This window comes from Shewanella sp. MF05956, from assembly GCF_059758055.1.
On record NZ_JCAYNV010000005.1, the window covers coordinates 135,434 to 154,804 of the forward strand.

A 19,371-nucleotide genomic window follows, 5' to 3' on the forward strand; every position below is an offset into this window, starting at 1 on the left:
CAAGGCTAAACAGTAGCCATAATCGATAACGAGGTGAAATACGGCATGATAAGGTCTAAGGATCTATTAACCTTCGTGCGCGAGTTTGGTGAGCACTGGTGCAGGACTATGATTGGTGTTGTATTGACGTTTGGCGACGACTTCAACACCCTGGCAAGATAGCTTAAGGTTGAGGTCGGTTTCGGGCACACAACAGCAGGGTAGGCATTCATCTGCGTTAAGTTCTGCTAATGGCTGGGTAAGGTAACTGACTTCACCCGAAATCACCGTGGTTTTACAGGCACCGCAAAAACCATTGCGGCACTCTGAAAACACTTTTACTTTTTTAGACTCAAGCGCTTCTAATAAGCTTGAATGTTTACCGTCAAATAAAATCACCGGCTGACCTTTCAAGCTTACTATTGGGGCTTTTTTGAAATACTTCTTATAAGTCAAAGTCTAAAAACTCATCGCCATCGACAGAAGAATCAATTTGACCGACAAGATAAGATGATACTTCTACTTCTTGTGGGGCAACTTGCACAGCATCACTTTCTAACCAGTTTTTCATCCACGGCAGTGGATTCGATTGCTCATCGTAAGGTTGCGGTAAGTGAACTGACTTCATCCGTTGGTTAGTAATAAACTCAACATACTGGCATAAAATCTGTTCATTTAAGCCAATCATTGAGCCATCTTTGAATAAGTATTTAGCCCATTCTTTTTCTTGCTCCGCAGCTTTGACGAATAAATCATACGCTTCTTGCTTACACTCAGCAGCAATTTCGCCCATTTCTGGGTCGTCTTTACCGCCTTGCATTAGGCTTAATATATGTTGTGTGCTGTTAAGGTGTAATGCTTCATCACGCGCGATTAAGCGAATAATCTTAGCGTTACCTTCCATAACACGACGCTCGGCAAAGGCAAATGAACAAGCAAAACTGACATAGAAACGAATCGCTTCTAACGCATTGACTGACATCATGCACAAATATAATGACTTTTTGAGGATACGTGAATTAACGGTGATTTCTTTACCGTTAATGACGTGCGTTCCTTCACCTAACAAGTTATTAATTTGGGTAAGGTTAATCAAGTCATCGTAATAAGCGGCAATATCACCGGCACGCTTTAAGATTTCGTCATTTTGCACAATATCGTCAAACACCACTGATGGGTTGTTAACGATATTACGAATAATGTGCGTGTACGAACGCGAGTGAATGGTTTCAGAAAACGACCATGTTTCAATCCACGTTTCTAATTCTGGTAGCGATACCAAAGGCAAAAATGCCACATTTGGTGAGCGGCCTTGAATTGAATCAAGTAAGGTTTGGTATTTCAGATTAGATAAGAAAATATGCTGTTCGTGTTCAGGTAAGTTACCAAAATCAATTTTGTCACGGCTGACATCAACTTCTTCTGGACGCCAGAAAAACGATAATTGTTTTTCAATGAGTTTTTCGAAGACTTCATATTTCTGTTGATCGTAGCGTGCCACGTTAACCGATTGACCGAAAAACATCGGTTCTTTAGTCGAATCGTTAGGTGTTTGACAAAATGTTGAGTAAGCCATTATTTAGGTGTCCTGAAAACGCATTTTTCAAAAAGCGGGGAAGGCCCCCGCTAAATATACATAAAGTGATACTTTTATAAAAACTAAGGAGCTATATCTTACACGCACCGCCACCACAGCCATCGTCTTCTTCTTCGACGGCAATAATGTCGTCAAACTGATCCGAAGCACCGTCGCGAGTATTATGATAATACAATGTCTTAATGCCCAGTTTGTATACGCTAAGCAAGTCTTTTAACAAGGTTTGCATTGGTACACGACCGCCTTCAAAACGGCTTGGATCGTAGTTAGTGTTAGCCGAAATAGCCTGGTCAATAAATTTCTGCATTAACCCAACAAGTTGGATGTAACCATCATTGTTTGGCATGTTCCAAAGCAATTCGTACTTGTCTTTGAGGAGGTCAAAGTCAGGTACAACTTGTTTTAATTGTCCGTCTTTACTGGCCTTAACGCTAATTAATCCGCGTGGAGGCTCAATACCGTTAGTCGCATTTGAAATTTGCGATGAGGTTTCAGACGGCATTAATGCCGATAAGGTTGAGTTACGTAAACCGTATTGCTTAATGTCGCTACGTAATGTTTCCCAATCCATGTGTAATGGCTCGTCACAAATCTTATCTAAGTCGCGTTTGTAGGTGTCGATAGGTAAAATACCTTTCGAATAGGTTGTCTCGTGGAATAACGGACATGCACCTTGCTCTTTAGCTAAGTTCATTGAAGCTTTCAATAAGTAATACTGAATTGCTTCAAAGGTTTTGTGGGTCAGGTTGTTTGCTGAACCGTCTGAGTATTTCTTACCGTTTTTCGCTAAGTAGTTAGCAAAGTTAATCACGCCTATACCAAGAGTACGACGATTCATCGAACTCGTTTGCGCGGCAATAATTGGGTAATCTTGGTAATCCAATAAGTTATCTAGCGCACGTACTGCTAAATCGGCTAATGGCTCAAGTTCAGATAAATCTTCAATGGCACCTAAGTTAAGTGCAGACAGAGTACATAACGCAATTTCACCGTCTGGATCATTGATGTTATTCAATGGTTTCGTCGGTAATGCAATTTCTAAACATAAGTTAGATTGCTTAATTGGCGCTACTTTAGAATCAAACGGGCTGTGAGTATTACAGTGATCGACGTTTTGAATGTAAATACGGCCAGTTGAGGCACGCTCTTGCATCATTAACGAGAACAGTTCAACCGCTTTGATTTGTTTTTTGCGGACATTGCTGTCTTGCTCATACTGTAAGTACAAACGTTCAAACTCTACCTGGTCTTCAAAGAAAGCATCGTAAAGACCTGGCACGTCTGATGGGCTGAATAGACTGATGTATTCGCCTTTAATCAAACGCTGGTACATTAATTTGTTTAACTGCACACCGTAGTCAAGGTGACGAACACGGTTGTCGTCAACACCACGGTTGTTTTTAAGCACCAGTAGCGACTCGACTTCTAAATGCCATAACGGATAGAAAAGTGTTGCTGCACCGCCACGAACGCCGCCTTGAGAACACGACTTAACCGCAGTTTGGAAATACTTGTAAAAAGGTAAACAACCAGTGTGGAATGCTTCTCCGCCACGAATTGGGCTACCTAACGCACGGATACGACCAGCGTTAATACCAATACCAGCACGTTGGCTGACGTATTTAACGATAGACGATGCGGTCGCGTTGATTGAATCTAAGCTGTCATCACATTCAATTAATACACAAGAGCTGAACTGACGTGTTGGAGTGCGCACGCCAGACATGATAGGTGTAGGTAATGAAATTTTGAATAGAGACGTCGCGTCATAAAAGTCTTTAATGTACTTCAGACGAATTTCTTTTGGGTAACGCGCAAATAAGCACGCTGCCACTAAAATATACAAGAACTGAGCGCTTTCGTAGACTTCGTGAGTCACACGGTTTTGCACTAGGTATTTGCCTTCTAATTGCTTAACTGCAGCATAAGAGAAGTTCATATCGCGCCAGTGATCGATGTAGGTGTCTAATGTTTCAATTTCTTCGCGCGTGTAATCGGCCAAAATATGCTTATCATATTTGCCCATTTCCACTAGACGCGTCACATGGTCATATAACTTAGGTGGTTCAAATTGACCAAAGGCTTTTTTGCGTAAATGAAATACTGCTAAGCGAGCTGCTAAGAATTGATAATCTGGCGATTCTGGCGAGATTAAGTCGGCAGCGGCTTTAATAATGGTTTCATGAATGGCTTCTGTTGGAATGCCTTCAAAAAACTGCAGGTGAGATCGAAGTTCAACTTCAGATACAGAAACGTTTTTTAATCCCTTGGCTGCCCAAGTGATCACGCGGTGAATTTTATCTAAATCGATAGTTTCACGTTCGCCACTGCGTTTAGTGACTGTCATATTGCTTTTCATTGAAGAGAGGCCTTGGTTCGATATCCGGTCATGTGATCGCGTTCAGGATGCAGTGTTACTTTATTCGATCAGAACAAATCACAAAACAGTTCCATGTTAAAACAATCATCCTGAATGCCACTTACGGCAATGTACATCTACTGTACGTTCAGTAAACATCTACACTTTAATACCCACACAGCGTAGTGTTTTGATTGTCACCCACACACAAGATATGGTGTTATTTATAAACTGAGATACAAGATAGTGAGGTTTGAGCTGATTTGCAAGCCACAATTACATTAACTTCTTGTGGATAAGTTGAGGATAAAGAGCAGGGTTAGTAACGGCTAACCCTAGAGCCCAAATTTATATAGTGTTTTTCATGGTTGATGTTTTTTTATGCGATAGATTAGAAAATTTTGATCGCTAAAATAAGCAGCGATCAAAAAATTATGTCCATTTTTAGATTGATCTTTTGCTGTATTTGATCCGCAGATAAAAAAGTGGATGGTTGGCTACAACAAACTGACAAATTCATCTGTAACCATGTTCTCATGCGTTGATATGGCCTGATGATAAATGGGTTATTCGCTAAAAAATTGCCTCAAGGATGCACCATGTTCAAATTGATGCTTCGATGGCCATAAATCTGGCGTATCTGAGGCCGATAAGTAACCCCAAAGTGCTATGCCTCCAAGCATGTTTGCATTGTGCGCCGCGACGAGGTCACGCTCTGCATCACCTAAATACAAAATATGTTCAGGTGGCATGGCAATTTGTTGTGCAGCTAACAACATCGGTGCGGTGTGGGGTTTGGCATGGCGAGTGCTGTCGCCGCTGATCATGGCTTTTAACTGATAGGTTAACCCAAGCTTTTCGACCAATGGACGAGCAAACCGAGCAGGCTTATTGGTAACCACACCATAAGGAATGCCTTGCTGGTCTAATAATGTCAGTAGTTCAGGTAAGTTATCGAATAAACGGCTGTGATCGCCATTGATACGGCCATAATGCTGTAATAAACCTTGTTGAATACGCACTTGCAGTGCTTCATCGGCATCGGGTATTGCTGTTTTAACTAAAAACAAACTGCCGTGTGATGCGGCATGACGCATTTTATCCAGTGGCTGAGCACTAAACCCGGCATCATCTAAACTGAGATTAAGTGCATGGACTAAATCTGGTGCGGTATCGGCTAATGTGCCGTCAAGGTCAAATAACACCCCTTTAACATCGTGTTTATGCACTTTATTATTCCTTATATCAGCGTTGAACCGTCGCGAAGATGAACACAGAGAAGAGGCCGGTAACACATGGCGTTATCGGCTTTTTGTTGCGAAGCGTGTTGAGCTAAGCCAATTTAGTCGGTTTTCTGGGTGGCGATCATATAGTTTACATCAACACTGTTAGTGTATTTAAATACGCCAGACAGTGGGTTGTAAGTAATGCCCAATGCATCTTTACACAATAAGTCCGTGTTATCGACCAGTGCCATTAACTCAGATGGACGAATAAATTTACTGTGGTCGTGAGTGCCAATTGGCAACATTTTCAGTAAGTATTCGGCGCCAATAATGGTTTGCAGATAAGACATCATATTGCGGTTAATGGTTGAGAAAAAGACAAAACCATTGGGTTTGACCATGTCGCAGCACGCTTGGACCACCGATTGTGGGTCTGGTACATGCTCAAGCATTTCCATGCAGGTGACCACATCATAATATTCTCGGTGAGTGTCACGGTGATTTTCTGCGGTGGTTTTAAGGTAATTAACAGTCATACCTGCTTCTAAGGCATGCAACTTGGCGACTTCTAATGGCTCTGTGCCCATGTCGATACCATCAACATTCGCGCCAATACGCGCCATGCTTTCAGATAAAATACCGCCGCCGCAGCCCACATCTAGGACATTTTTACCAAACAGGCCACTCACGGTTTGGTCGATATAATTTAATCGCAGCGGATTAAGTAAATGCAATGGCTTGAACTCGCCATTAAGATCCCACCAAGTTTGTGCCATGGCTTCAAATTTTGCGATCTCATGCGGATCAACATTGGCTGTTGATTGTTCAGCGTCTGACATAAGTTAACCTAACTGTCTAATAAAGTATGGGCGTTATTATAACGATAACCTTCACGAATAGAAGTCAACATTGTGCTTTTGCGACTTAGCTTTGCTTATAAAATCACCGTTTAGAACCTGTATGAACATTTTTTATAATACAAAGCGCTTAAACCGTCAGCAATTTGGCCTTTATGTCGGCATAAAATTGTTCGTATATTAGAGTGTGATTAATCTAATCCAGCTGAAAATATTAGCTTTTTTATAATTTTTATACAGTAGTGGGCATTTGGCTAGTGTTTGCTCTGGCGACATTAAATATCTGTGTTAGAATGCCAAATCACGTTTTTAAGCTAGATAATAATATGGAAGATTTATTGTCAGCTCACTTTAGGGGAACGCGCAGTTTATGACTGATCTGGCATCATCTATTTCGCCAATTAATATCGAAGACGAACTTAAGAATTCTTACCTTGATTACGCCATGAGTGTAATTGTAGGTCGTGCATTACCTGACGTCCGTGACGGTTTAAAACCAGTTCACCGTCGCGTATTGTTCGCAATGAGCGAATTGAAAAACGATTGGAACAAACCATATAAAAAATCCGCTCGTGTCGTTGGTGACGTAATTGGTAAATATCACCCACATGGTGATACCGCTGTATACGATACAATTGTACGTATGGCACAGCCTTTCTCGCTACGCTATACACTGGTTGACGGACAAGGAAACTTTGGTTCGGTCGACGGTGACTCTGCAGCAGCAATGCGTTATACCGAAATCCGTATGAAGAAGTTGGCGCATTCACTGCTTGCCGACCTTGAAAAAGAAACCGTCGATTTCGTACCTAACTATGACGGCACCGAATTTATTCCTGCTGTTTTACCTACACGTGTACCTAACCTGTTAATTAACGGTTCATCAGGTATTGCGGTAGGTATGGCGACCAATATTCCACCACACAATTTAACTGAAGTGGTTAAAGGTTGTTTAGCATTAATTGATGACCCAAGCTTATCAATTGAGCAGTTAATGGAATATATCCCAGGTCCTGATTTCCCAACAGCTGCGTCAATCAATGGCCGTAAGGGCATTATCGATGCGTATAACACTGGCCGTGGTCGCGCAATTATGCGTTCGAAAGCGGAAGTAGAAACGGAAGATAACGGCCGCGAACGCATTATTGTTCACGAAATTCCTTATCAAGTTAACAAAGCACGTTTGATTGAAAAAATCGCTGAGCTTGTTAAAGATAAAAAATTAGAAGGCATTAGCGGATTACGTGATGAGTCTGATAAAGACGGCATGCGTATCGTGATTGAAATCAAACGCGGTGAAGTGGGTGAGGTTGTATTAAACAACTTATACGCTCAAACGCAAATGCAGTGTTCTTTTGGTATTAACATGGTGGCGTTGACCAACGGTCAGCCTAAATTGTTTAACCTTAAAGAAATGCTTGAGTGCTTTATTCTTCACCGTCGTGAAGTGGTTACGCGCCGTACTGTATTTGAATTACGTAAAGCCCGCGAACGTGCTCATATTCTTGAAGCATTAGCCATTGCACTGGCTAACATTGACCCAATCATTGCATTAATCAAAGCCTCTCCAACACCAGCAGAAGCTAAAGTTAAATTAGTGGCTGAAGGTTGGGAATTAGGTCATGTACAAGGCATGCTTGAAAAAGCAGGTGATGATGCAGCGCGCCCAGAATGGTTAGAGCCTGAGTACGGTATCCGTGACGGTAAATACTATTTAACTGAACAACAAGCGCAAGCAATCCTTGAATTACGTTTACACCGTTTAACCGGTTTAGAGCATGACAAGATTTTAGCTGAGTACGAAGAGCTATTAGTTGTTATTGCGGCATTGTTATTAATTCTTCGCAGTCCAGAACGTTTAATGGAAGTGATTAAAGAAGAGTTAGCCGAAATTCTTGAGCAATACGGTGATGAACGTCGCACAATTATCAACGCTAATGAAATTGACATGAGTCTTGAAGACTTAATCAATGAAGAAGACGTTGTCGTGACCTTATCGCACTTAGGTTACGCCAAGTACCAAGTATTGTCTGACTACCAAGCGCAGCGTCGTGGTGGTAAAGGCAAAGCGGCGACGAAAGTAAAAGACGAAGACTTCGTTGAAAAACTACTGGTTGCTAACACTCACGATACCATTTTGTGCTTCTCTGACTTTGGTAAAATGTACTGGTTAAAAGTGTACCAATTACCGCTTGCGAGCCGTACAGCTCGTGGTCGCCCAATTGTTAACTTGTTACCACTGTCTGACGGTGAACACATTACTGCAATCTTACCTGTTCGTGAGTATGCTGATGATAAATTTATCATCATGGCAACCGCACACGGCACCGTTAAGAAAACAGCATTAACGGCTTACAGTAACCCTCGTGCAAACGGCATTATTGCTGTAAACCTAAAAGACGGCGATCAATTGATTGGTGTTGATATTACTGAAGGTAGCGACGACATCATGTTGTTCTCTAACGAAGGTAAAGTGGTTCGCTTTAACGAAAAAGCCCGTGACTCAGTGACTGGTGAAGTGAAGATTGATGCTGAAACTGGCGAAGAAATCATTGCTCTACGTCCAATGGGCCGAACAGCAACGGGTGTTCGTGGTATTAAGCTTGAAGACGGTCAAAAAGTGGTTTCACTGATTGTTCCTAAAGGTGATGGCGCAATCTTAACGGTAACTGAAAACGGTTACGGTAAGCGTACTGAGCTAAGTGAATATCCAGCGAAGAGCCGTGGCACTAAAGGTGTGGTATCGATTAAAGTGAGCGAGCGTAACGGTTCAGTTGTCGGTGCGGTTCAAGTTGGTGATTTCGACGAAATCATGCTAATCAGTGACAAAGGCACATTGGTTCGTACACCTGCTGAAGGCGTATCAATTATTGGCCGTAACACACAAGGGGTGACCATCATTCGTACCGCAGATGACGAGAAAGTCGTTGGTTTGCAGCGTATTGATGAAATCCAAACAGAAGAGTTGTTAGATGAAGAAGGCAATGTCATCGTGCCTGCTGACATCATTGAAGGCGAAGTCGCCGAAGGTGAAACAGTTGAGTCTGCAAGTTCTGATGTAGAAGATGATGCAGAGGCTGACGAGCAGGAATAACCTGTCAGTTAACTTCAACACATCGATAACGGGCGCCTAATGGCGCTCGTTTTATTTTACGGAAAATTATTCATCAAAATAGGCAAATAAAGGCCTATTCAACTGCAAATAAAGTCCTTAGTATTAACCGCTAAACATAATGATACCAATCGTATGGATTATCTGAGCAGATCAGAGAGTAAATATGATTGCTATGAATACAAACTGAGTCAAGGAGTTGTCTGTGAGCGCGATTTATAATTTCTGTGCGGGTCCTGCGATGTTACCTCAAGCTGTGATGCAAAAAGCACAACAGGAATTAATTGATTGGAATGGCCTTGGCGTTTCCGTGATGGAAATTAGTCACCGTAGTAAGGAATTTATCGCGTTAACGGAGCAAGCGGAAGTGACCTTGCGCCAGTTAATGAACATTCCGACAAACTACCATGTGCTTTTTATGCACGGTGGTGGCCGCGCCCAGTTTTCAAATGTCGTTAACAACTTTTTAGGTGATAACGGTCGTGCCTTATATTTAGTCAGTGGCCAGTGGTCGTCTGCTGCGGTGACCGAAGCACACAAATTAGTTGGTGAAAGCCAAATAGATAGTATCAATATCGTTGAAAAAGTGGACGGATTAAATCAAGTTAACTTACCTGATCTCAATGCTATCGATAAAGACTACCGTTATGTGCATTACTGTTCAAATGAAACGGTTGATGGGATTGAAATCTTCGAAGAGTTAGACAGCCCATGGCCAGTGGTGGCCGATCTGTCATCAACCATCATGTCGCATGACATTGATGTCAGCAAATATGGGCTTATTTATGCGGGTGCGCAAAAGAACATTGGCCCATCAGGCTTATCGATTGTAATTGTGCGTGACGATATGTTGAAGTTACCCAGCCTACCACAGTCATCAATTATGGATTATCGTGTTGCGGTTGAGCATGGTTCAATGTTTAATACACCGCCAACGTTTGCATGGTATTTAGCATCAGAAGTGTTTGCCTGGTTAGCGGCAAATGGTGGCGTGAGTGCGATGGCTGACGTTAATCAACAAAAAGCGGCTTTATTATATGAGTGTATCGATTCAAATCCATTTTATAAAAATGGTGTCGCCCCGCACAATCGCTCGCGCATGAATGTCACCTTCCAATTGGTCAATGACACTCTTGACGGCGAGTTTTTAAAGCAAGCAGAGCAGGCGGGATTAGTTGCGCTAAAAGGTCATCGTATTGTTGGCGGCATGCGCGCCAGTATTTACAATGCTATGCCATTAGCCGGTGTGCAAAAACTGGTTAACTTTATGAATCAATTTGCCACTCAACACGCTTAACGGTTACTGCCATTGTTAACACCTCAACTGAGGCGTTAAACCCCAAAAAGATCCCGAGAGGATCTTTTTTGTTATGTATAGGGCCTGTTGATCTTTCAAGGTTGTTTTTGCAGCGAATTGTTGGCCATTATTCACATTTACAACTGCGCGGCAGAGACTTCGAGGTGTAGTTATTCTACATAAAAAGTCGATTTTTCCGGTATGTGATTTAACCCATGACGGTACGATTATGGCCTATAAAATTGGTGCTAAAGTCACCGGTAAAGAATGGAATGATGGGCATCCTGGTTCGGCTAAAAACTCAGGTTCAAGTTATGATAATTGGCATGGACAAATAGAAGAAAAGCCGTAGATTACCTCTGCGCAAATTAATCATCATTTGGGTGTCGATATGAATTATCAAGCATACACTCAAGGTGCGCCCGTTTTGATGATGCCACCAAGGCCACAACGCCCAGGTGAAGCGGTTAAGCAGCAAACGGTTAGTCAAACCAATATCTTTCCCGCGGGACCGTTTGTGCCAGAAGCCTTTAAACAATCTGGTCCTCCACCTAAACCACCAGAAGCTGGTTTTTTTCGTAGCCTGGTGTCAAGTAAAGGCCATTCTGGCCCAACTGGTATGGGCAGCGAGCAAGTCGGCGGTTCGAGTGCCGGGATGGCAATCCATAAGTCAGAAGGTCTGGTGCCAACCAATGCCCAAGGGTTGTCGACGATTCCTGGTTTATATGCAGCAGGTGATGCGCTAGGGTCTTATATGTCGGGTGGTATTTATACCCAAATCGGTTCATCGTTGGCGGGCTCTGCTGTACAAGGGGCCATCGCTGGGACTGCTACGGCAAATGAAAGTCTCGGAATGGCCAGTAAGTTGGATGTGTCTGAACAATATTTGGCATTGGTTAACCAACAAATTTTAGCGCCATTAAAGCGTCAACGTGGTTATAGCCCAGCCTGGGTGACTCAGGTGTTACAGGGCGTGATGATCCCTAACTTTGTGCTTTACATTAAAAAAGAGCGCATGATTCAAGCGGCGTTAGCGTATGTTGAGGAGCTATATGAGCACCATGTCCCGATGTTAATGGCGGACGATTTACATGCACTTCGCTTGGCGCACGAAACTGAGAATATGATTATCACCGCAGAAATGAAGCTCAAAGCATCCATTATGCGTAAAGAAAGTCGCTGCAGTCATTACCGTTTAGACTGTCCCGATATTGATTATGAAAACTGGCAGGCGTGGATAAACATCTCTAAAGATGAAAAAGGCAACATGGTATTAGAAAAGCAACCTTTTGATAGTTGGCCAAATGTTACTTAGCACATTATAGAAAGTCTAATGAGACAAACTATAATGAAACAATAAAGCCGACATAAAGTAGTCGGCTTTATTGTTTGTGCAATGACATAACTCGGGTTATTTGATTACCGCAGCAATTGATTTTGCCAAATAATCAACGTTCGCTTCACTAATACCGGCAATGCTAATGCGGCTTGAACCGACCATATACACACTGTATTGCTGTTTAAGCGTTGCAACTTGCTCTGGGTTAACCCCTAAAAATGAGAACATGCCTTTTTGACGAGCAATAAAGCTAAAGTCGCGGTCAACACCATTAGTAATAAGCTGATTAACTAGCATTTCACGGTTACCGTTAATGCGGTCACGCATTTCTTTAAGCTCGAGTAACCATTGCTGTTTAAGGGCCGGGGTGCCTAAAATAGTTTCTACAATGGCTGCACCATGTGCTGGCGGCATTGAGTAGATACAGCGAATGACATACAGCAAGACCGATTGAGCGATATCCGCGGTAGCACTGTCTTTAGCCACAATTGAGCAAGCGCCAATACGTTCACGGTATAAGCCAAAGTTTTTAGAGCATGAGCTGCATAAAATCATGCTTTCTACCGCAGCTGCCATTTGACGTACGCCGTAAGCATCTTCATCAACACCATCACCAAAGCCTTGATAGGCCATGTCTATAAGTGGTGTAAAGCCTTGTTTAACGGTGACCTTAACGACTTCATCCCATTGCTGTGTGCTTAAATCCATGCCGCTAGGGTTGTGACAACAAGCGTGTAATAACACCACATCGTCTTTACCTATGGTATTTAAGGTTGCCAGCATTTGCTGGAACTTAAGGCTCTTGGTGTCGTAATCGTAATATGGGTAGGTTTTTACCGTAATACCCGCCGCTTCAAATAACCCCGTGTGGTTGGCCCAGGTTGGGTCGCTCACCCACAATACTGCATTAGGATTACAGCGCTTAATAAAGTCAGCAGCCACTCTTAGTGCGCCTGTTCCACCGGGTGTCGATACCGTTCTAACACGATTCGTAATCAAGGCACTGTGACTTGCGCCAAAGGCTAATTCGCCCATTAATTGGTTAAAGGGCGCAGAACCGGTCGGACCTATGTATACCTTGGTCGTTTCGGTGTCTAAACGAATTTTTTCAGCCGCTTTAACACAATCTAAAATAGGCGTGTGACCCACAGGATCTTTATAAACACCCACACCTAAGTCAACTTTATTTGCGTGGCTGTCTTCGCGGTATTGTGTCAGTAGACCCAAAATTGGATCGGCAGGTAGGGCTTTTAGGGTATCGAACATGAATAGAACCTTGTATTTGCTATTTGTACTAAGCATAACGTGCTTTAAACACAGAGTTAAAGTGATTATTGTCGGTTAGGATGATTAATTGCGCCTTGAGATTTTTTCATTTGGAAAGTTAATTGAACAGACAAATAATACTGTCATATCGAGAGATTATCTGGTGTAATGGCTGGCCATTACATTGTTTTGAATTTATCTTAAGTCAATCGTGAGTATTGGCGGCGTAAATAATCCAATTTATGCTTGATATTACTGCCGTAATCCGTATTTTTGTAACGTTGAAATCGTCATCAAATGACGTCGATAGGTTTGTACCTATTAATATGAATTTGTGCCACTTGATTTACGCTGTTTGGCAATAACTGAGTGATGTTTACCACCAAGATTAACGTGAACTTAATCTGTAGCAAAAGAAGAAAGCAAATGAAGCAACTGCGTCTTGATCCAATTACCTGCATAAACGGCGAAATTAATATCCCTGGCTCTAAAAGCATTTCCAATCGTGCATTATTGTTAGCCACACTTGCCAAGGGCAGCACGACTCTGACTAATTTGCTTGACTCAGATGACATCCGATATATGTTGGCATCACTCAAGCAATTAGGTATTCAATACAGGTTAAGTGACGATAAAACCGTTTGTGTCGTTGAAGGTAATGCTGGCCCAATATCATCTACCACAGTACAGAGCTTATTTTTAGGGAATGCTGGCACGGCAATGCGTCCATTATGTGCAGCATTAACACTCGGTCAGGGAGAGTTTACCCTTACTGGTGAGCCTCGCATGGAAGAGCGTCCTATCGGCGATTTAGTTGATGCATTACGTCAATTAGGTGCTGATGTGACTTACCTTAAAAATGACGGCTTTCCGCCATTAACCATTAACGCTACCGGCCTTAATGGTGGTGATGTGGACATTGCTGGAGATTTATCCAGTCAGTTTTTAACGGCTTTATTGATGGTTGCGCCATTAACTAAAGACAGCGTTAACATCAAAATCAAAGGCGAATTAGTTTCAAAACCTTATATCGATATTACGATTGCGCTAATGAAACAGTTTGGTGTTGAGGTTATTAACCACCAATATCAACGATTTGAAATTAAAGCCGGTCAACAGTATGTGTCACCAGGTAAAGTATTAGTAGAAGGCGATGCATCATCGGCATCGTACTTTTTAGCCGCCGGTGCGATACAAGGTGGTGAAGTTAAAGTTACTGGCGTAGGGCGATTAAGCATTCAAGGCGATGTTAAGTTTGCTGACGCTTTAGCTAAAATGGGCGCCGATATAGAGTGGGGCGATGATTACATTATTGCCCGTAAATCGTCGTTAACGGCCATCGAAATGGACATGAACCATATTCCTGATGCGGCCATGACCATTGCTACGGCTGCGTTATTTGCCAAAGGCACTACCAAACTGACTAATATTTACAACTGGCGCATTAAAGAAACCGATCGCTTAGCTGCAATGGCGACAGAACTGCGTAAAGTAGGGGCGATTGTTGATGAAGGACATGATTACATCACCATTACACCACCTGCTCAGTTAAACACGGCTGATATTGATACGTATAATGATCACCGTATGGCGATGTGTTTTTCATTAATGGCCTTCGCTGATTGTGGCATTACCATTAACGATCCAGATTGTACGTCTAAAACATTCCCCGACTATTTTGCCCAGTTTAGTCGTTTAGCTAAATAAGCAGATATCATCTGTTTACCTGTCGCCCTTTTGTGTTTCTTTACAATGCAAAAGGGCGATCTTGGTTTAAATAACTAAAAATTCATCAGTAATTAACATTTATTTGTTATACAATGCGCGCGCTCAATTTTGGCGAAACCCTTTTTTATTATCAGGGAAGATAGATTATTTTCGGAGGAAATTATGTCTGAACGGTCTCCAGTGATCACAGTTGATGGCCCTAGCGGTGCAGGGAAAGGGACAATCTGTCAATTATTGGCACAGCATTTAGGCTGGCACTTATTAGACAGTGGTGCAATTTATCGTGTATTAGCGTTAGCCGCTATTCATCATGATGTAGAACTTGAAAACGAAGAAGCATTAACACTGCTGGCTGCCCACCTTGATGTGCAGTTTCTTACTGGCACAGAGCAAGATGCCATTAAAGTGATTTTAGAAGGTGAAGACGTCACGACGACTATCCGCACCCAAGAATGCTCCAATGCCGCCTCAAAAGTGGCCGCATTACCCCGCGTACGTGAAGCATTATTGCGTCGTCAACGTGCTTTTAGTACCGCCCCAGGGTTAGTGGCCGATGGTCGTGATATGGGCACAGTGGTTTTTTCTAAAGCACCAGTAAAAATATTTTTAACGGCGTCCGCTGAAGAACGGGCGCAAAGACGCTATAATCAGTTGCAGGACAAGGGCTTCGATGTTAAAATCGACCGCCTTTTAGCAGAAATTATTGAACGAGATGACCGTGATATTAATCGCGCCGCCTCGCCGCTAGTGCCTGCTAAAGATGCACTTGTTATTGATACAAGCGGCATAGGCATTAACGATGTATTGAAGCAAGTGCTTGAATATGTTGAACAAAAAATTACTGTAGCCTAATCGAATTCCCGATTAACGCGCACAGTAGGTATTCGTGTTAAGGATGATACGAATAATATTACTAGACTCCACATCTAGGATGGATGGTGGTTTATTTAATGAAAGTAACCTAAAACATGACTGAATCTTTTGCTGATCTATTTGAACAATCCCTTCAAACTCTTGAGTTCCGTCCAGGTTCTATCGTTCGTGGTACAGTTGTTGCCATCGAAAACGGTATGGTACTTGTAGACGCTGGTCTTAAGTCTGAAAGCCCAATCAACGCTGACGAATTCAAAAACGCACAAGGCGTTCTAGAAATTCAAGTTGGTGATGAAGTTGACGTAGCCCTTGACTCTGTTGAAGATGGCTTCGGTGAGACTCAATTGTCTCGCGAAAAAGCTAAGCGTCATGAAGCTTGGATCGTTCTAGAAAAAGCGTACGAAGATGCTGAAACTGTAATCGGTATCATCAATGGTAAAGTTAAAGGTGGTTTCACTGTTGAATTAAACGGTATCCGTGCCTTCTTACCAGGTTCTCTAGTTGACGTGCGCCCAGTTCGCGACACAGCTCACTTAGAGTACAAAGAATTAGAATTCAAAGTTATCAAGCTTGACCAGAAGCGCAACAACGTTGTTGTTTCTCGTCGTGCAGTTATCGAATCTGAAAGCAGTGCTGAGCGTGATGCACTTCTTGAAAATCTACAAGAAGGCCAAGCAGTTAAAGGTATCGTTAAGAACCTTACTGATTACGGTGCATTCGTAGATTTAGGTGGCGTTGACGGTCTATTACATATCACTGATATGGCGTGGAAACGTGTTAAGCACCCATCTGAAATCGTTAATGTTGGTGACGAAATCAACGTTAAAGTTCTTAAGTATGACCGTGAGCGTACTCGCGTATCACTAGGTCTTAAGCAACTTGGCGAAGATCCATGGTTAGAAATCAGCAAGCGTTACCCAGAAAGCACTAAGCTTACTGGTCGCGTAACTAACCTTACTGACTACGGCTGCTTCGTAGAAATCGAAGAAGGCGTTGAAGGTTTAGTACACGTTTCTGAAATGGATTGGACTAACAAAAACATTCACCCATCTAAAGTTGTTAACTTAGGTGATGAAGTTGAAGTGTTAGTACTAGACATCGATGAAGAACGTCGTCGTATTTCTCTAGGCCTTAAACAGTGTAAAGTTAACCCATGGGATGACTTCGCTACTAAGTTTAACAAAGGCGACAAAGTATCTGGTAAGATCAAGTCAATCACTGACTTCGGTATCTTTATCGGTCTTGACGGTGGAATCGATGGTCTTGTTCACTTATCTGACATTTCTTGGAACGGTACTGGCGAAGACGCAGTTTCTGAATACAAGAAAGGCGACGAAATCCACGCAGTGGTTCTATCTGTAGACCCAGAGCGTGAGCGCATCAGCTTAGGTGTTAAGCAAACTGAAGATGATCCATTCAACGCATACTTAGCTGACAAGAAGAAAGGCACCGTAGTTAACGGTACTGTTTCTGCTGTTGATGCTAAAGGTGTTACAGTTGAATTAGCAGACACTGTTGAAGGTTACATCCGTGTAGCTGACATTTCTGCAGAGCGCATCGAAGATGCATCTACTGTTTACTCAGTAGGTGACGCAATCGAAGCTAAGTTCATGGGTGTAGATCGTAAGAACCGTTCTATCAGCTTATCTATCAAAGCGAAAGATGAAGCTGAACAGAAAGAAGCGATTGCTACTCTGAACAAGCAAGATGACGTTGTAATGAGCAGCGCGATGGCTGAAGCCTTCAAAGCGGCTCGTAAGTAATCGAAAATCGCCTGTTGTATGGGGACGTCGTCCCCATTAGGCGACTGTGTTTGGCTTGATAATATAGGATAGCTAAGATGACAAAATCTGAACTGATCGAAAAACTCGCCACTAGGCAGTCGCAATTGTCGGCGAAAGAAGTGGAAAGTGTAATCAAAGAAATGTTGGAGCAAATGGCGACAACATTAGAAGGCGGTGATCGTATAGAAATCCGTGGCTTTGGTAGTTTTTCTCTTCACTATCGTGCACCTCGTACTGGTCGTAACCCAAAAACAGGCACATCTGTTGATTTGGAAGGCAAGTATGTACCGCACTTTAAGCCAGGCAAAGAACTGCGCGAACGTGTCGATGCTGTTAATGTTTGATTAACGCTTTAAAAAAAGCCTCCTTTTGGGGGCTTTTTTGTATCTAATGACAGTCAACGCTGGTCAGCTCAGTAAATTTCTTGGATAATCATTATATTGATGCGTATACATGGAGAATAGCGTGAGATCTTTTATTGTTATTGTACTAATTGGATTACTCTTTGTTTTAGCTTTACTATTTGGAGCTAAAAACGAACAAGTCGTAACGTTGAGTTACTTTATCGCAGAAGGTGAATACCGCTTGCCGGTTGTACTTGCTACCGTGTTTTTTAGCGGGTTTATTCTTAGTTGGGTATTTGCAAGTTATCACATTATCAAGCTCAAAATGGCGTTACGTAAGAGTAATAAAGCCTTGAAAAAATTCACTGCAGTCGATGCGATAAACATTGACGTAACCCCAAAGGATCAAGCTGTCTAGTATGCTAGAAATCTTGTTCTTGTTATTGCCCATTGCTGCCGGATACGGTTGGTATATGGGGCGACGCAGTATTCGCCATAGCGATAGCCAACAAAGTAAAAAATTAAGCCGGGATTATTTTACCGGGCTTAATTTTTTACTGTCTAATGAGTCTGATAAAGCTGTAGACCTGTTTATTAGTATGCTAGATGTCGATGATGAAACCATTGATACCCATTTATCATTAGGGTCGTTGTTTCGTAAACGCGGCGAAGTTGACCGTTCGATCCGCATTCATCAAAATTTGATTGCCCGTCCAAGTCTCACCAACGAACAGCGCGATATTGCGATGATGGAATTGGGCAAAGATTACATGGCTGCGGGGTTTTACGACCGTGCAGAAGAGATATTCCTCAATCTGGTTAGTCAGGACGATCACAGTGAAGAAGCTGAAACTCAGCTTATCTTGATTTATCAGGTGACCAAAGAATGGCAAAATGCCATTGATATCACCAAACGTTTACCGCGCAAACGTCAGCAAGTGCTTAAATGCACCACCGCCCATTTTTATTGCCAACTGGCAGATGAAGCCAGCAACGACGCTGATAAAATAAAAAAACTGCAGCAAGCCATTAAACAAGACAACAAATGCGGTCGTGCTTGGTTAACGCTAGCAAAAATTTACCTCGATGCAGGCCAACATGATTTATGCAAGCAGGCAATATCTGAGTTAAAAGTTGCTGATATTGATTTGTTCGCCGATGTAGTGGCCATCGCTAAACAAGTTTACCGAGACACTCAAGATCCTGACGGTTTTCACGAATTATTAGCGAAAGCGATTGCCGATGGTGCAGGGGCCAGTGTGGTCGTGGCGTTAGCCGAGCATAAAATCAGTGTTAATCAACATCAAAGTGCTGAAACCATGATGCTCGATAATTTATATCGCCATCCGACCATGAAAGGTTTTCAGCATTTAATGAAGTTACACATTAAACAAGCAGAAGATGGCCAAGCGAAACAAAGCTTATCAATGCTAGAGCAGCTTGTAGAACAGCAAATTAAATTCCGTCCAAGCTACCGTTGTACTGCCTGTGGGTTTCCATCTCACAGTTTATATTGGCATTGTCCGTCATGTAAGCAATGGGGCAGTATAAAACGGATCAAAGGCCTTGACGGTGAGTAACCCTTCAAAAAACATTCTATAATAATTAAC

Annotated in this window: 16 protein-coding genes; 10 read left to right on the plus strand and 6 right to left on the minus strand. The window is 42.5% G+C overall.

Annotated features, from left to right (window positions below; translation table 11 throughout):
- Positions 1 to 66 precede the first annotated feature (66 nt).
- From yfaE to ubiG, 5 genes are all read right to left on the minus strand, one after another.
- Positions 67 to 435 carry a class I ribonucleotide reductase maintenance protein YfaE gene (gene yfaE, locus AC19MX_RS07445; protein WP_498297391.1) on the minus strand — a complete coding sequence of 123 codons (369 nt, stop codon included), beginning with the start codon at positions 433 to 435 and terminating at the stop codon, positions 67 to 69.
- A complete protein-coding gene (gene nrdB, locus AC19MX_RS07450) occupies positions 425 to 1,555 on the minus strand; it encodes a class Ia ribonucleoside-diphosphate reductase subunit beta (RefSeq protein WP_498297392.1) in 1,131 nt (376 codons plus the stop codon). The genes yfaE and nrdB overlap by 11 nt, the downstream gene beginning before the upstream one ends.
- A 91-nt stretch (positions 1,556 to 1,646) precedes the next feature.
- Complete coding sequence (nrdA, locus tag AC19MX_RS07455; protein WP_432402023.1) at positions 1,647 to 3,935, minus strand: class 1a ribonucleoside-diphosphate reductase subunit alpha; 2,289 nt, start codon at positions 3,933 to 3,935, stop codon at positions 1,647 to 1,649.
- 566 nt (positions 3,936 to 4,501) lie between these two features.
- Positions 4,502 to 5,164, minus strand: coding sequence for an HAD family hydrolase (locus tag AC19MX_RS07460; protein WP_498297394.1), 663 nt, complete (start codon positions 5,162 to 5,164; stop codon positions 4,502 to 4,504).
- 113 nt (positions 5,165 to 5,277) lie between these two features.
- Positions 5,278 to 6,000: a bifunctional 2-polyprenyl-6-hydroxyphenol methylase/3-demethylubiquinol 3-O-methyltransferase UbiG gene (gene ubiG / locus AC19MX_RS07465; protein ID WP_432402019.1), complete on the minus strand. Its 723-nt coding sequence runs from the start codon at positions 5,998 to 6,000 to the stop codon at positions 5,278 to 5,280.
- A gap of 388 nt (positions 6,001 to 6,388) precedes the next feature.
- Here ubiG and gyrA point away from each other — a divergent pair, with 388 nt between their 5' ends.
- From gyrA to AC19MX_RS07485, 4 genes are all read left to right on the plus strand, one after another.
- Complete coding sequence (gene gyrA / locus AC19MX_RS07470) at positions 6,389 to 9,112, plus strand: DNA gyrase subunit A (protein WP_498297396.1); 2,724 nt, start codon at positions 6,389 to 6,391, stop codon at positions 9,110 to 9,112.
- Positions 9,113 to 9,335: 223 nt separating this feature from the next.
- Positions 9,336 to 10,427, plus strand: coding sequence for a 3-phosphoserine/phosphohydroxythreonine transaminase (gene serC, locus AC19MX_RS07475; RefSeq protein WP_498297398.1), 1,092 nt, complete (start codon positions 9,336 to 9,338; stop codon positions 10,425 to 10,427).
- A 229-nt stretch (positions 10,428 to 10,656) separates the two neighbouring features.
- The gene (locus AC19MX_RS07480) at positions 10,657 to 10,779 is read left to right on the plus strand and encodes a hypothetical protein (protein WP_498297400.1); all 123 of its coding nucleotides are present in this window, start codon (positions 10,657 to 10,659) and stop codon (positions 10,777 to 10,779) included.
- A gap of 39 nt (positions 10,780 to 10,818) precedes the next feature.
- Positions 10,819 to 11,742: a hypothetical protein gene (locus AC19MX_RS07485; RefSeq protein WP_498297402.1), complete on the plus strand. Its 924-nt coding sequence runs from the start codon at positions 10,819 to 10,821 to the stop codon at positions 11,740 to 11,742.
- 96 nt (positions 11,743 to 11,838) lie between these two features.
- Here the strand turns inward: AC19MX_RS07485 and AC19MX_RS07490 are convergent, their stop codons facing one another.
- On the minus strand, positions 11,839 to 13,032 hold the full coding sequence (locus AC19MX_RS07490) for an amino acid aminotransferase (RefSeq protein WP_498297404.1): 1,194 nt from the start codon (positions 13,030 to 13,032) through the stop codon (positions 11,839 to 11,841).
- A gap of 426 nt (positions 13,033 to 13,458) precedes the next feature.
- Between AC19MX_RS07490 and aroA the strand changes: the two genes are divergently transcribed.
- From aroA to lapB, 6 genes are all read left to right on the plus strand, one after another.
- The gene (gene aroA / locus AC19MX_RS07495) at positions 13,459 to 14,739 is read left to right on the plus strand and encodes a 3-phosphoshikimate 1-carboxyvinyltransferase (protein ID WP_432402007.1); all 1,281 of its coding nucleotides are present in this window, start codon (positions 13,459 to 13,461) and stop codon (positions 14,737 to 14,739) included.
- 183 nt (positions 14,740 to 14,922) lie between these two features.
- Positions 14,923 to 15,612, plus strand: coding sequence for a (d)CMP kinase (gene cmk, locus AC19MX_RS07500; RefSeq protein ID WP_432402005.1), 690 nt, complete (start codon positions 14,923 to 14,925; stop codon positions 15,610 to 15,612).
- A gap of 116 nt (positions 15,613 to 15,728) precedes the next feature.
- Entirely contained in the window at positions 15,729 to 17,396 is a 1,668-nt protein-coding gene (gene rpsA, locus AC19MX_RS07505) for a 30S ribosomal protein S1 (RefSeq protein ID WP_432402003.1), read from the plus strand.
- A gap of 77 nt (positions 17,397 to 17,473) precedes the next feature.
- The gene (gene ihfB, locus AC19MX_RS07510; RefSeq protein WP_432402001.1) at positions 17,474 to 17,761 is read left to right on the plus strand and encodes an integration host factor subunit beta; all 288 of its coding nucleotides are present in this window, start codon (positions 17,474 to 17,476) and stop codon (positions 17,759 to 17,761) included.
- Between the two features lie 121 nt (positions 17,762 to 17,882).
- Positions 17,883 to 18,179, plus strand: a complete 297-nt coding sequence (locus AC19MX_RS07515) for a LapA family protein (protein ID WP_432401999.1) — start codon at positions 17,883 to 17,885, stop codon at positions 18,177 to 18,179.
- A 1-nt stretch (position 18,180) separates the two neighbouring features.
- The gene (gene lapB, locus AC19MX_RS07520; protein WP_432401997.1) at positions 18,181 to 19,341 is read left to right on the plus strand and encodes a lipopolysaccharide assembly protein LapB; all 1,161 of its coding nucleotides are present in this window, start codon (positions 18,181 to 18,183) and stop codon (positions 19,339 to 19,341) included.
- The last annotated feature ends 30 nt before the right edge of the window (positions 19,342 to 19,371 follow it).